The 13013-nt window shown below is 66.4% G+C and carries 13 protein-coding genes; 8 read left to right on the forward strand and 5 right to left on the reverse strand.

Annotation, left to right across the window (positions count from 1 at the left end; genetic code table 11):
• The first annotated feature begins 76 nt into the window (after positions 1–76).
• Positions 77–2251: an alpha-galactosidase gene (locus ACN9M4_RS16270; RefSeq protein ID WP_426299662.1), complete on the forward strand. Its 2175-nt coding sequence runs from the start codon at positions 77–79 to the stop codon at positions 2249–2251.
• A gap of 133 nt (positions 2252–2384) precedes the next feature.
• Positions 2385–2699 carry a hypothetical protein gene (locus tag ACN9M4_RS16275; RefSeq protein WP_426299664.1) on the forward strand — a complete coding sequence of 105 codons (315 nt, stop codon included), beginning with the start codon at positions 2385–2387 and terminating at the stop codon, positions 2697–2699.
• Here ACN9M4_RS16275 and ACN9M4_RS16280 read toward each other — a convergent pair.
• Complete coding sequence (locus ACN9M4_RS16280; protein WP_426299666.1) at positions 2694–2990, reverse strand: putative quinol monooxygenase; 297 nt, start codon at positions 2988–2990, stop codon at positions 2694–2696. The two genes, ACN9M4_RS16275 and ACN9M4_RS16280, sit on opposite strands and share 6 nt — an antisense overlap.
• Before the next feature lie 119 nt (positions 2991–3109).
• On the opposite strand from ACN9M4_RS16280, the gene aroQ reads away from it, so the two are divergent.
• Positions 3110–3577, forward strand: coding sequence for a type II 3-dehydroquinate dehydratase (gene aroQ / locus ACN9M4_RS16285; protein ID WP_426299668.1), 468 nt, complete (start codon positions 3110–3112; stop codon positions 3575–3577).
• Here aroQ and ACN9M4_RS16290 read toward each other — a convergent pair whose 3' ends face one another.
• On the reverse strand, positions 3578–4762 hold the full coding sequence (locus tag ACN9M4_RS16290) for a MarP family serine protease (RefSeq protein ID WP_426299670.1): 1185 nt from the start codon (positions 4760–4762) through the stop codon (positions 3578–3580).
• A gap of 226 nt (positions 4763–4988) precedes the next feature.
• Here ACN9M4_RS16290 and ACN9M4_RS16295 point away from each other — a divergent pair, with 226 nt between their 5' ends.
• The gene (locus ACN9M4_RS16295) at positions 4989–5666 is read left to right on the forward strand and encodes a Crp/Fnr family transcriptional regulator (protein WP_013602309.1); all 678 of its coding nucleotides are present in this window, start codon (positions 4989–4991) and stop codon (positions 5664–5666) included.
• Positions 5667–6221: 555 nt separating this feature from the next.
• Here the strand turns inward: ACN9M4_RS16295 and ACN9M4_RS16300 are convergent.
• From ACN9M4_RS16300 to ACN9M4_RS16310, 3 genes are read right to left on the reverse strand one after another with little or no spacing between them, the layout of a single operon-like run.
• Positions 6222–7133 carry an NUDIX hydrolase gene (locus ACN9M4_RS16300; RefSeq protein ID WP_426299672.1) on the reverse strand — a complete coding sequence of 304 codons (912 nt, stop codon included), beginning with the start codon at positions 7131–7133 and terminating at the stop codon, positions 6222–6224.
• A 16-nt stretch (positions 7134–7149) separates the two neighbouring features.
• Positions 7150–7686 (reverse strand): RidA family protein, encoded by a 537-nt coding sequence (locus ACN9M4_RS16305; protein ID WP_426299674.1) that lies wholly within the window; start codon positions 7684–7686, stop codon positions 7150–7152.
• Between the two features lie 2 nt (positions 7687–7688).
• The gene (locus ACN9M4_RS16310; protein WP_115789890.1) at positions 7689–7844 is read right to left on the reverse strand and encodes a DUF4177 domain-containing protein; all 156 of its coding nucleotides are present in this window, start codon (positions 7842–7844) and stop codon (positions 7689–7691) included.
• A gap of 37 nt (positions 7845–7881) precedes the next feature.
• Here ACN9M4_RS16310 and ACN9M4_RS16315 point away from each other — a divergent pair, with 37 nt between their 5' ends.
• The 4 genes from ACN9M4_RS16315 (at position 7882) to ACN9M4_RS16330 (ending at position 12827) form a co-directional block, all read left to right on the forward strand.
• Positions 7882–10167 (forward strand): transglycosylase domain-containing protein, encoded by a 2286-nt coding sequence (locus ACN9M4_RS16315; protein ID WP_426299676.1) that lies wholly within the window; start codon positions 7882–7884, stop codon positions 10165–10167.
• A 3-nt stretch (positions 10168–10170) separates the two neighbouring features.
• Entirely contained in the window at positions 10171–11118 is a 948-nt protein-coding gene (locus ACN9M4_RS16320) for a metallophosphoesterase (protein WP_426299678.1), read from the forward strand.
• 3 nt (positions 11119–11121) lie between these two features.
• On the forward strand, positions 11122–12015 hold the full coding sequence (locus tag ACN9M4_RS16325; protein ID WP_426299680.1) for a LysR family transcriptional regulator: 894 nt from the start codon (positions 11122–11124) through the stop codon (positions 12013–12015).
• A gap of 110 nt (positions 12016–12125) precedes the next feature.
• On the forward strand, positions 12126–12827 hold the full coding sequence (locus tag ACN9M4_RS16330; RefSeq protein WP_426299682.1) for a type 1 glutamine amidotransferase domain-containing protein: 702 nt from the start codon (positions 12126–12128) through the stop codon (positions 12825–12827).
• Positions 12828–13013 lie beyond the last annotated feature (186 nt).

Here is a 13013-nt window from a genome sequence, read left to right on the forward strand (position 1 = left end):
CGGCGCCGCAGCACGGGCCCGAAGTGACCCCGCGTTCCCTATACAGACCACGCACCACCTGAAAGAGACACCGCCAATGGACCCCCTGCACCTCCGCTCCTCCGGTACGAGCCTCCTGCTCGCTTTCCACACCGGTGAGGCCCAGATAGTCCATTGGGGCGCCGATCTCGGCGAAGCCCTGCCGGACCTGGCGCTCCTCGCCGCGCCGGTGCCGCATTCGGCCCTCGACACCCCGGTCGTCGGCGGCCTGCTCCCCCAGGCCTCGTCGGGCTGGCTCGGCCGGCCCGGCCTGCGCGGGCAGCGCTCCGAGTCAGGCGTTCCCGGTTTCGCCTTCTCCCCCGCCCTGCGGGTGGTGTCCGCAGAGCACGACGGCGGGGACACCGCCGTCGTGCTCCAGGCCGATCCGGAGGCGGGCATCGAAGTCCGCACCACCATCACGCTGAACCCCGGCGGCCTGCTGGAACTCAGCCACACCCTCACCAACACGGGCGGGACCCCGTACCAGCTCGACGAACTCGGCCTGGTGCTCCCGGTGCCGGGGGACGCCGTCGAACTCCTGGACCTCACGGGCCGCTGGTGCCGCGAAAACCACCCGCAGCGCCACACGATCGCCCAAGGCACCTGGGTGCGTTCGGGCCGGCACGGCCGCACCGGGCACGATTCCTCGCTGCTGGTGGCCGCCGGCACGGAGGGATTCGCCAACCGCTCCGGACGGGTCTGGGCCGTGCATTTCGGCTGGTCCGGAAACCACGAACAGTACCTCGACACCCTGGCCGACGGACGCCGCATGCTCGGCGCCTCCGAACTGCTCGGCTCCGGAGAAATCGTCCTCGCCCCCGGCGCGGAATACACCACCCCCGTGCTCTACGCCGCGTACTCGGACCACGGCTTGGACGGCGTCACCGAGCGCTTCTACGACTGGTTCCGCGCCCGCCCCCAGCACGTCGGGACCCAGGGTGAATCGGGCGGTTCGGGCAAGGCCCGCCCCGTGGTCCTGAACACCTGGGAAGCCGTGTACTTCGACCACCGGATCGAGCCGCTCATCGAACTGGCCGAATCGGCCGCGGAACTCGGCGTGGAACGCTTCGTGCTCGACGACGGCTGGTTCCGCGGGCGCCGCGACGACCACGCGGGCCTGGGCGACTGGTACGTGGACGAGGCCATCTGGCCCGAAGGCCTCACCCCGCTGATCGACGCCGTCACCTCGCGCGGCATGGAGTTCGGACTGTGGGTCGAGCCGGAGATGGTGAACCTGGACTCCGATGTGGCCCGGGCGCACCCGGACTGGATCGTCGGCCCCGCAACGGCATCGCACAAGGACGGCGGCCGCCTCCCACTGGAATGGCGTAACCAGCACATCGTCGACCTCGCCAACCCGCAGGCCTGGCAGTACATCTACGACCGCATCGATGCCCTGCTGCGCGAAAACAACATCGCCTACCTCAAGTGGGACCAGAACCGGGACCTCACCGAACACGGCCACCACGGCCGGCCCTCCGTGCACGAGCAGACCCTCGCCGCGTACCGGCTCTTCGACGCACTCAAGGCCGCGCACCCGCACGTCGAGATCGAGTCCTGCTCCTCCGGCGGCGCCCGGGTGGACCTGGGCATCCTGCAGCGTACCGACCGCGTCTGGGCCTCGGACTGCAACGATGCCCTGGAACGCCAGACCATCCAGCGCTGGACCCAGGCCGTCCTCCCACCCGAACTGGTGGGTGCGCACGTCGGCCCCACCCATGCCCACACCACCGGCCGCACGCACAGCATTTCCTTCCGGGCAATCACCGCCTTGTTCGGCCACTTCGGCATGGAATGGGACATCCGCCAGGCCACCGGGCACGAACGGGCCGTGCTTCGCCGGGCGATCGGCATCTACAAACAGCACCGCGGGCTGCTCCACTCCGGCGTACGCGTCAATGCGGACCTCGGCGAGCCGAAGCTGCGGTTGCACGGCGTCGTCGCCCAGGATGGCTCCGAGGCCCTGTTCGCCGCCGTCGTCCTGGCGTCTCTCGCCGCCGAGGTGCCGGGCCGGGCCGGCCTGCCGGGACTGGACCCGGAACGGACGTACCGGGTGGAAGCCATCATGCCCACCGCAGAAGACACCGGAGACAGCCCTTACTCGCAGATCACACCGCCCGCGTGGCTCGACGGCGGCCTGACCGCCAGCGGCCGCTTCCTCGCCGAAGTGGGCCTCCCGCTGCCGGTCCTGCGCCCCGAGCACGCCCTGCTGCTGAAGGTCACGCCGGTCTAGTTTCCAGTTGTGAGGCCCGCTCTACGTCCTTTGCCCCGTGTAAAGAACGTAGAGCGGGCCTCGCAACGTCCTACCGCTCACGGGTTCCAGGCGTACGCTGTGGATTAAGGTCCTTCCACCGCGGGAGTCTGACATGGACACTGAATTCGCCGCCGTCGCCGGCCACGATGTCACAACGATCACCTGTGTCTGCGGCAACACCGTCAACAAGGACGGACTGATCCCGGCGAATGCCCAGGGCGTCCCTATTCATGCCGGCAACGACGTCCCCGTCGGCCTGGCACCGTGGCCGGACGACGGGGAGCTCTACACCCTTTGTCCGGCGTGCGGGCGCGTGTACAGCGACTCCGTTGTGGAGGAGACAGGCAAAGCCCCAGTGGCGTTCAGGGTGGATGTGGCCGCCGGAGCAATCGCCGAGGCCATCCGCGTCCATTGGGAGAAGTCATGACTGCCCTTCGGCATCCATTCCCCTGATCATGTAACGCCGTTCGATCCCCGCTGTTGCGCTGCCCCATTCGCTGGCGGCGACACGTTCCTGGTGGGCGCGGAATGCCTTGGGGTCACGGAACCTTTCTTCGACGTGCCAGATGAGCGGGTCTTCAGTCTGCGTCACTTCGAAGGACAGGCAGCCGTCTTCGGCCCGGCTCAACTCGATGTGCACCGGAAGATGCCTGGCCACCGTTTCAGCCTGCGATTCCGTGCTGCACACAAGCTCTCCGCCGAGGGTTACTTCCGGCATTGTGTTCCTTCCTGTAGCGACAACCAACGGGCGGGCCCGACGGCGGCGGGGCACCAACGGTATGTAACCCTAGGCCTTCGCTTCGCCGGCCGGGCCCCTCAACGCGATAGATTGCTGGCATGACTGACGCAAGCTCCGCCACCGATGCCGGCCGCGGCACCATCCTTGTCCTGAACGGCCCCAACCTTAACCTGCTTGGCACCCGCGAACCTGAAAAGTACGGCACCTCCACCCTGGCCGACGTCGAACAGCTCGCCATGGACGCAGCCGGCGCGCACGGTTTCACGGTGGACTGCGTGCAGTCGAACCACGAAGGCGACCTCCTGGACGCGATCCACGCCGCCCGCGGCACCGCCGCCGGAATCGTCATCAACGCCGGCGCCTACACCCACACTTCAGTGGCGCTGCGTGACGCCCTGGCCGCCGTCGAGCTTCCCGCCGTCGAAGTGCACATCACCAATGTGCACAAGCGCGAGGAATTCCGGCACCATTCCTACCTCTCGCCTGTTTGCACCGCAGTGATCGTCGGCGCCGGCGTCCAGGGGTACAAACTGGCCATCGACTTCCTGGCTGGTGCCGTCGCCTAGCTACTTCCGCGTGCACTGCCCGGGCGAGACCGCCGCGTTCAGCGACGGCGCCTTGGCGGCCACCGGGGCGAGGTCCGCCATTGTCAGGGCGTAGCCGACCGCCACGTCCGAGGTGGTCTTGGCGAAAATGACGCCGGCCACCCGGCCCTGCTGGGACAGCAGCGGTCCGCCGGAGTTGCCAGGCTGCACGTCGCCGGCGAGTTTGTAGACCTGTTCCGGCGCCGGGTTGTTGCCGTAGATGTCCGGAACCAGCAGCGTGGACACGCCCTGGACAGCGGCAGGCTTGGACTGGAATGGTCCGCCGTGCGGGTACCCGGCAAAGGCCGCGGAAGACCCCGCGGGCAGGTCCGGCCCCAGCTGCAGCGGCGCGGTGGGCAGGCCCTCAACCGCGACGACGGCGAGGTCCCGCTTGCTGTCGAAATACACCACCCGGCCCGGCATCGCACCGCCGTCGGGCATTTCCACCACGGGCTGCGGAACGCCGGCCACCACGTGGGCGTTGGTCACGACGCGCCCGGGCGACACAACGAATCCGGTGCCGGTCTGGTTCTGGCCGCACTGGTAGGCGGTTCCGGCGATCTTCAGCACCGAGCGAGCGGCGTTGTTCAGGGCGGGGGTGTCGGTACTGGCGTCGGGAACCGGAACCGGCGCCACCGGGCCGATCCCTTCGATGATCTTGGGAATCCCGTTCCCCATCACCGCCGAACGCAACTGCGCGACGGCGGCCTTGACCGGGTTGGGGGTCAGCGCGTCGATGGAGCGGATCACCTTGGAGTCGGCCAACTGCTGGGAGACAAACGGCACACCCAGCGACGCGATGCTGGTCGACAGCATGGACATCACCAGCGCCGCCACGGCCACACTGGCGAAGCCGCCCAGCAGGCGGTCCAGGGCGTGCAGCGGCTGGATCCGAACGGCCTGGCGGATCTTGTGCCCCACCCAAGTGCCAAGGCCGTGGCCGAGCACGATCAGCACCAGGGCGGTAGCGATGATGGCGGTCAGCCGCCAGCCACTGTCCGGCACCCAGTTGCTCACCAGGGGAACGGAAACGACGGCGGCCATCGCCCCGGCGGCAAAGCCGGCCACGCCGCCCAGCGTGACCAGGAAACCATTGCGCAGGCCATAGATCAGGTAGGAAAGAAGCGTCAGAATCAACGCCAGATCCAAGATGGTCAAGCCGAACACCAATGCTCCTCACAGCCGGGGTAAGCCCCAATTGTAAGTGCCGACTCTGACACCCGGCCGATAGCCCTGGCGCCGCAGCGGCCCGTGGCATCCCTCACCAAGCGGGCCGTTTTCGGCGATATCCGCACAGTTTCAGGCGTTTCGGCTGCCAAGTACGTCACAGAGCCCGAAAAATTCTGGAACAATGACTGAAGCGCCACTGCCGAACTTTTACTCAGGAGATTTCATGGACATCGAGGTACTGCGCCGCGCACCCCTCTTCGCCACCCTTGACGACGACGCCTTCCGTCTGCTCACGGACGAGCTGACCGAAGTGGACCTTTCCCGCGGGGCTTCGGTGTTCCGCGAGGGCGACCAGGGTGACCAGCTCTACTTCATCGTGTCCGGCAAGGTGAAGCTCGGCCGCACCTCCCCCGATGGCCGCGAGTCCCTGCTGGCCATCCTCGGCCCGGGCGAACTCTTCGGCGAAATGGCCCTCTTCGATCCGAGCCCGCGCACCGCCACGGCCACCGCCGTTTCGGAAACCCGCCTGGCCGGCCTGAAGAACGAAAGCCTCAACACCCTGCTGCGCACCCGCCCCGAGGTGTCCGCCCAGCTCCTGCAGGCACTGGCCCGCCGCCTGCGCCGCACCAACGACTCCCTTTCCGACCTCGTGTTCTCCGACGTCCCCGGCCGCGTTGCCAAGGCGCTGCTGGACCTCGCAGACCGTTTCGGCCGCCCCGCCACCGACGGCGTCCTCGTAGCGCACGAGCTCACCCAGGAAGAACTGGCCCAGCTCGTCGGCGCTTCCCGCGAAACGGTCAACAAGGCCCTCGCCGAATTCGTCCAGCGCGGCTGGCTGCGCCTGGAAGCCCGCGCCGTCGTCATCCTGGACATGCAGCGCCTGCGCCAGCGCTCCCGTTAAGTCGTCAAGCAAGAAGGCCGGTTCCGAATGGAACCGGCCTTCTGCGTTTTCTTGTGCGCTGTGCCGCACCTACGTTGTGGTCGCCTTGGGCGGCGGAGACGGCCCTTCCGCGTCGCTTAGCGCGTAGGTCCCTTCCCAACACTCGCAAGCTCGCGTCGGGGCCCTCGGGACGACGCTTCGACACATAGGGAGCGCGCCGGTCGCTGGGCGACCTCTGCGCTCCGATGTGCCGCGATGCGCTCCTTTCGGAAGGACCGCCATCCGCCATGTCGCTCACCCAGTGCCGACCTGAGTTAGCAGTCGGTAACGCAAGGACCGGCAAGCAGACGGCGGGTCTCCGCAGAGGAGCGCATCGCGATGCATCGGGTGCCGGATGTCGCTCAGCGACCGAAGGTGCCCTTTTGCATCGTGTCTAAGCGACGGCGGAGGGCCGCTGTCTGCGTCTCAGGTGACCACAACAGAACGCCACCCAAAGGTGACCACAACAGAACGCCACGCAAAGGTGACCACAACGGAACGCCACGCAAGGCGACCACCGAGCGGTGAGGAAAAGCGTCAGCGCTCCCGCTGGGGCTCCCCTGCGACGGTGCGGGCTGCTTCGACTTCGAGCATCAGCACGCCGTTCTCCTCGACCAGGCGGGGCTGATAGACGTGGTGCTTGCGTTTGTAGCTGAGGTAGGCGATGCAGCCCTGGGCCGCGGCCATCTTTTCGAGCATGATTTCCGAGCCCGGGACCAGGAGTTGGCCGAGCGTGAGGCCAATGGTGTTTTCCTGGCCGATTTCGTCGCCGAGCATGGTGGTGTCGCGTTCGGCGATGAGTTCGAAGGCACGGACCCAGCGTCCCCAGACGCCCTTGCTCTGGAGGAGTGAGGGGCTCTGGCCGACGGGGACGGTGGCTGCGAAGTAGCGAGTGTTAAAGCGGCGGTGGGCGAAGTCCGGGCTGAGCCAGTTCACCAGCGGCTTGAGCAGGTCGGTGCGCAGGGAGAGCCCGCGCTTGGCCAGGACGTCGGCGAAGGATTTGTCCTGGTTAGCCACGGCCTCGCGGGCTTTCATCCATTCCGGGGTGGACGTTCCTTCCACCGTAGTGGACAGGTCCGGTCCGGCAAGGAGGACGCCGGTCTCTTCGAACAGTTCGCGGATGGCTCCCACCACGTGGCGGCGGGCCAGCCCGACGTCGGTGGTTCCGAGCGCCTCGGCCCACTGCTGGGGCGAGGGGCCCAGCCAGCCGAGGACGTCGTCGTCGCTCGTGTCCAGCGAGCCGCCCGGGAAGGCGACCACGCCCAGCGGGGAGGTACCCGGACGGTAACCCATCCAGGTCTCCAGGCCACCGGGAGCGTCACGGAGCAGGACTACTGATGATGCATATCGCGCGGCGCGGGGACTCCGTTCGCCGAGCTGGAGCCAGTTCCGTGCTGCCCCCTCAAGTTCAGGGGGCAACACGAACAGGCGTCGGGCTAGCTGAGGCAATTGCTTTGACCGGTTCCTAGCTGAATTCGGCGATCAGTTCGACCTCAACCGGAGAGTCGAGCGGCAGGACCGCAACGCCGACGGCGGAGCGTGCGTGGATGCCGGCGTCGCCGAAGACCTTGCCCAGGAGTTCGGAGGCACCGTTGATGACGGCCGGCTGGCCGGTGAAGGACGGGTCGGAGGCAACGAAGCCGACCACCTTGACGATCCGGGTGATGCGGTCGAGGTCCCCGATGACGCTCTTTACCGCTGCGAGGGCGTTGATGGCACACACTTCGGCGTAGAGTTTGGCGTCTTCCGGAGCAACAGTGGCTTCCTCGGACTGGCCTTCCTCGCCAGTGGAGACCTTGCCCGTAGCTGGGAGTTTGCCATTAACGAACGGCAGCTGGCCGGAGGTGTAGACGTAGTTGCCGGAGACGACCGCCGGGACGTAGGCGGCGACAGGTGCTGCCACCTCCGGGAGGACGAGGCCGAGCTCTGCCAGGCGCTGCTCGACGGCGGAGGCCGGAGCCCGGGTTTCCGCGCCAGACGTGGTTTCTGCGGGGCTTGTCATAGTTACTGCTTCTCCCTCTTAAGGTAGGCGACCAGACCATTTCCATCGGGACCGGTGACTACCTGTACAAGTTCCCAGCCGTCCTCACCCCAGGTGTCGAGGATCTGTTTTGTGGCGTGAATAATGAGCGGAATCGTCGCGTACTCCCATTTGGTCATGAGAGAAAGCGTAGCCCTTGCCGGTAAAGTGGAAAACATGGTGACTCGCAAGAACCCCATATTCGATACTGCCACCACCCTGGGAAAGATCATCGCATTCCTCGGCGTGAGTGCCGTTTGCGGTGTCCTGGTGGCAGGTCTGCTGGTCCCCGCGGCCGCCCTGTCGGGCAGCACGGCCAGCGGCTCCATCCAGTTCTTCGACACGCTGCCGGCGGAGCTCCAGGTGAACCCGCCCAGCCAGTCCACCACCATCCTGGCCAGTGACGGCTCCAAGATCGCCTCGATCTACAAGGAGAACCGCACGCGAGTGCCGCTGGACCAGATGAGTCCCTACATCAAGGACGCCATCGTCGCGGTCGAGGACAGCCGCTTCTACGAGCACGGCGGCATCGACACCACCGGCATCCTGCGCGCCGTGGTCAGCACCGCCCGCGGCCAGAAGCAGGGCGCGTCCACCATCACGCAGCAGTACGTGAACAACGTCATCAACGAATCGCTTGTCTCCCAGGGCAAGGAAAACGACGTCAAGCTCAACGGCGTCAACAAGGGCGTCGGCGACAAACTGCGCGAAATGAAGCTCGCGATCGCCCTGGAGAAGAAGTTCTCCAAGGAGCAGATCCTCGAGGGCTACCTCAATATCGTCTTCTTCAACCGGGACGCCTACGGCATCGAAGCCGCTTCCCGCTTCTTCTTCAGCACCACCGCCAAGAACCTCACCCTGCCCCAGGCTGCGCTCCTGGCCGGCGTCGTAAACTCGCCGTCGTACTACGACCCCATCACCAACCCGGACCACGCCAAGTCCCGCCGCGACCTCGTCCTCCAGCTCATGCTGAACCAGCACAAGATCAAGAAGGCCGACTACGACAAGGCCGTGGCCACGCCGGTCAAAACCAAGATCACCCCGGCCCGCCAGGGTTGTGCGTACGCCACCTCGGCGCCGTACTTCTGTGATTACGTGTTGCACCTGCTGCTGAACAACCCGGCCTATGGTGCCACTCCTGACGAGCGCACCAACCGGGTGATGCGCGGCGGCCTGACCATCAAGACCACCCTGGATCCCAAGGCGCAGGCCGTGGCCCAGGAACAGGTAAACGCGGCTGCGGGTGCCAACCCTGACAAGTGGGGCGCCGCCTTGGTCTCGGTCCAGCCGAAGACCGGCAAGATCGTCTCCATGGCCCAAAATACCGTGCGGTTGCCTGCACCGGGCAAGTTCCAGGCCGAACAGAACTTCAACGTGGACGTCCTGGACGCCAACGGCAATGACCTCAATGGCCTGGGCGGTTTCCAGACAGGCTCCACCATGAAGCCCTTCACCTTCGCGGAGTGGCTCAACGAGGGCAAGTCGATGTACACCACGATCAACGCCGGAGTCCGTAAGTACCCGATCGATTTCCCGTGGCGGAACACGTGCTCCACGCCGACCTCCGGCTGGTATGACAGTAATGTTGAGGGCAGCAAAGACCTCCAAAACGCCGAAGAGGGCTATTACCGCCCGATGAGCGTGCTGTACGGCCTGGCAAACTCGATCAACACCGCTACCTTCGCCTCCGCATCCCAGCTGGACCTCTGCGGCATCCAGAAGATCGTGGACGCCGTGGGCATCCACGAGGGCCTGCCTGCCCGCGACCAGGACGGAAAGGTCACTGATCCGCACCCGCAGATCCCCATGACCAGGCTGGCCAACTTGCTGGGCTCACGAAACACTGCACCGCTGACCATGGCGAGCGCCTTCGCCACCTTCGCGAACGACGGCCGCTACTGCGAGCCGATCGCCATCGAGTCCGTGACGGACTCTTCCGGCGCCAAGCTTCCGGCCCAGTCCAGCAACTGCCGGGACGCGATTTCCCCTGAAGTTGCCCGAGGCGTCAGCAAGGGTCTCCAGGAAGTGCTGAACAAGGGCTCGGGTTTCTGGATCCAGCCCCGCATCTCAACGAGCACTACCTTCCCTGTTGCAGCCAAGACCGGTACCAACAACTCCAACGGTTCCACCTGGGTGGTCGGCTACACCACCGGCCTGGCTACCGCCACCTGGTTCGGCGATCCGCTGGGCGACCAGGGACGATACGGCCGTGACATCACCATCAACGGCAAGTTCTACTCGAACATCGACGGCTACATGATCGCCGGCCCGCAGTTCGCCAACTACATGCTGCAGGTGGCCCCGCGCTACGGCACGGATCCGTTCCCGGAGCCGCCCTCGAACCTGAGTTATGTGGCCCCGGCACCCACCCCTACGCCTAAGGAAACCAAGGGCGGCGATTCGAAGAGCGGCGACAACGGCGCGGGTACCGGCGACAAGGGCACCACCCCGAAGGACAAATAGTTGATGACCGCCCAGGGACAACTGGTAGGCCGCGTTCGTGACTTCGGACGCGGCCTTGCCGTCACTGCCGCCGTCGGCGCCACAGCGGGCGCTGCTGCCGCCGCCTACGGCTGGTGGGAGAAGGACCAGTTCACCCTTCGGGAGGAAACCCTTCCGATCCTCCCTGCCGGTTCGGCGCCGATGCGCGTGCTGCACCTGAGCGACATCCATTTCGTCCCGGGCCAGGACAAGAAGGCGGCCTGGCTCCGGTCCCTGGCGGACCTGAAGCCGGACCTCGTGGTCAACACCGGAGACAACCTCAGCCACCCCAAGGCCATAGATCCACTGCTTGAGGCCCTTCGCCCGCTGATGGCGCTGCCCGGCGTGTTCGTTCCCGGTTCCAACGACTACTACGCGCCCACCCTGAAGAACCCGCTCAGTTACTTCCAGGGCCCCAGCCGGCTCCGCAAGGACCCCATCAAACTGGACTGGCCCAAGCTGCGCTCCGGCTTCGGTATGTCCGGCTGGATCGACCTGACCAACCGGCACCAGTCGCTGCCCGTGAACGGTGTCCGGCTGGATTTCTCCGGCGTCGACGATCCGCACCTCAAGCGCGAACGCTATGCCGGCTGGCCCCGCGGCACCGCCGGACAGGACAAGCGCCCGCACCTCCGCGTCGCCGTCATCCACGCGCCGTACCAGCGCGTGCTGGACCATTTCACCGAGGCTGACGCAGACCTGATCCTCGCCGGGCACACTCACGGCGGGCAGGTCTGCATCCCCGGCTACGGCGCCCTGGTCTCCAATTGCGACCTGCCCACCTGGCGCGCCAGGGGCCTGAACGATTGGGAAAGCAACGGACGCACGACGCCGGTGAACGTCTCCGGCGGCATCGGCACCTCGCGTTTCGCACCGGTGCGGATCGCTTGCCGCCCGGAAGCCGTGCTGCTGACCCTCACACCGCGCACCTAGCCGATGGCCAAGCCGGACCTGGAACATCTCCGGACCTTCGTCACGGTGTACCGTACGGGTTCGTTCACCGAGGCCTCGGCCTTGATCGGCATCTCGCAGCCCACCGTCACCAGCCATATCCGTGCGCTTGAGTCCGGCTTGGGCTATCCGCTGTTCACCAGGCATCGCACCGGCGTCACGCCAACTGCCCGGGCGGAGGTGCTGGTCCGCGAGGTCGCCCCGCATGTCGACGCCCTGGAGGACATCACCAATGCCTTTCCGGCGTCCGGCGACTCGCCGCTCGCCATCCAGTTCGGCGGCCCAGCCGAACTCACCAGCCAGCTGCTCCTTCCCAAACTCAAGGACCTGACGGATGCGGCGGGAGCGCCTGTCAGGATCACCTTCGGCCTGGCCGACGGCATGCTGGAGCAGTTGCGCACAGGCACCTTGGACGTGGTGTTCAGCTCAGTGCTGCCCCGCGTGCGCGGCATCGAATCGGAACCGTACTTCGACGAGGAATTCGCCCTGGTGGCGGCACCCGCCTGGGCCGGAACCGTTGTCGATGCAGACAACGCCGGCCGCCTCACCGGCATCCCGCTGGTGGCCTACGCCGAGAACCTGCCGATCATCCGCCGCTACTGGCGCACGGTGTTCGGGCATCGTCCCAGCGGGCTCAAGACAGCCGCCGTCGTCCCGGACCTCCGGGGCATCCGGGCAGTGGTGAAATCCGGCCTGGGGATGTCCGTGCTGCCGGTCTACCTCATCGAAAAGGAACTCGCAGAAGGCTCTCTCGTGCAGTTGCACTCCCCCGAGGTGCCTCCGCTCAACACGGTGCACCTTGCCGTGCGCGCCGGCGAACTCAGCCGGAACCCGCACCTGCGTGCCTTCGTACGGGCGCTCGGGGACCTGAAACCGTAGGGGGCGGGACTCCAGAGAAGCAGCATCAGGAATCGGATGGACCGCCAAGGTTTTCCAATCACCGGGCGGTTCCGGCGGCGGGCATACTCAGTGGCGTCGAAAGGAACACAATGTCCAAGATCCTCATGGTCGCCACCGCGGCAGACTCCCTCACGCTCGCCGACGGTTCCGAGCACGCTACCGGCTTCTGGGCCGAAGAACTCGTGGTTGCCCACCGCGAGCTGACCGCCGCAGGGCACGACGTAGTCATCGCCACTCCGGGCGGCAAGGCCGCTCCCGTCGACCCGGGCTCGCTCGCTGTCGCGAATGTCGGCAGCGAAGAAGCCGTGGCAGAACTGTCTTCCTACCTCGATGGAATCGCCGCCCAGTTGAAGGCTCCGCTCTCCCTCGACGAGGTGAAAACCGCGGATTACTCCGCAATTGTCCTGCCGGGTGGCCACGGCCCCATGGCCGACCTTGCGTTCGACGCCACTCTGGGAGCCATCCTGCGCGAGGCGGACGACGCCGGAACGGTCATCGCGCCGTTCTGCCACGGACCGGCGGCCCTGCTGAGCGCCACTAGGCCCGACGGCAGTTTCGTCTTCGCCGGCCGCAAGCTCACCGTCTTCACCGACGACGAAGAGCTTGCCGGCGGGCTCGGCGAAAACACCCCGTGGTTCGTCGCGGCCAAGCTGCGCGAGCGGGGTGCCGTTACCAAGGCCGGCGCCGCCTTGTCCAGCTTCGTGGTACGCGACGGGAACCTCATCAGTGGCCAGAACCCGCAGTCCAGCGCCGCAGTGGCAGCTGCGGTTCTGGAGGCGCTGCAGGGCTGAGCCCCGCCGGAAAGCAACAGGAAGGCCGTCCCCGGAATACCGGGGACGGCCTTCCTGTTTCCACCAATGATCCGCGTCATGCGATTACGGATCACGATAAGTGGTAAAACATTTCACCATTGGCTGCCTTCTCCCTGTGAAGGGAATCACGCATGGCATAGGGTAGTTGCTGTAGGAAACCACCTC

Origin of the sequence: Arthrobacter sp. R-11 (assembly GCF_049913155.1) — a bacterium.
GTDB lineage: Bacteria > Actinomycetota > Actinomycetes > Actinomycetales > Micrococcaceae > Arthrobacter.

Excerpts from the sequence above, each read along its gene's own strand:
- ACN9M4_RS16270 (WP_426299662.1), top strand. The coding sequence starts at position 77 with ATGGACCCCCTGCACCTCCGCTCCTCCGGTACGAGCCTCCTGCTCGCT.
- ACN9M4_RS16275 (WP_426299664.1), top strand. The coding sequence starts at position 2,385 with ATGGACACTGAATTCGCCGCCGTCGCCGGCCACGATGTCACAACGATC.
- ACN9M4_RS16280 (WP_426299666.1), bottom strand. The coding sequence starts at position 2,990 with ATGCCGGAAGTAACCCTCGGCGGAGAGCTTGTGTGCAGCACGGAATCG.
- aroQ (WP_426299668.1), top strand. The coding sequence starts at position 3,110 with ATGACTGACGCAAGCTCCGCCACCGATGCCGGCCGCGGCACCATCCTT.
- ACN9M4_RS16295 (WP_013602309.1), top strand. The coding sequence starts at position 4,989 with ATGGACATCGAGGTACTGCGCCGCGCACCCCTCTTCGCCACCCTTGAC.
- ACN9M4_RS16305 (WP_426299674.1), bottom strand. The coding sequence starts at position 7,686 with ATGACAAGCCCCGCAGAAACCACGTCTGGCGCGGAAACCCGGGCTCCG.
- ACN9M4_RS16310 (WP_115789890.1), bottom strand. The coding sequence starts at position 7,844 with ATGACCAAATGGGAGTACGCGACGATTCCGCTCATTATTCACGCCACA.
- ACN9M4_RS16315 (WP_426299676.1), top strand. The coding sequence starts at position 7,882 with ATGGTGACTCGCAAGAACCCCATATTCGATACTGCCACCACCCTGGGA.
- ACN9M4_RS16320 (WP_426299678.1), top strand. The coding sequence starts at position 10,171 with ATGACCGCCCAGGGACAACTGGTAGGCCGCGTTCGTGACTTCGGACGC.
- ACN9M4_RS16325 (WP_426299680.1), top strand. The coding sequence starts at position 11,122 with ATGGCCAAGCCGGACCTGGAACATCTCCGGACCTTCGTCACGGTGTAC.
- ACN9M4_RS16330 (WP_426299682.1), top strand. The coding sequence starts at position 12,126 with ATGTCCAAGATCCTCATGGTCGCCACCGCGGCAGACTCCCTCACGCTC.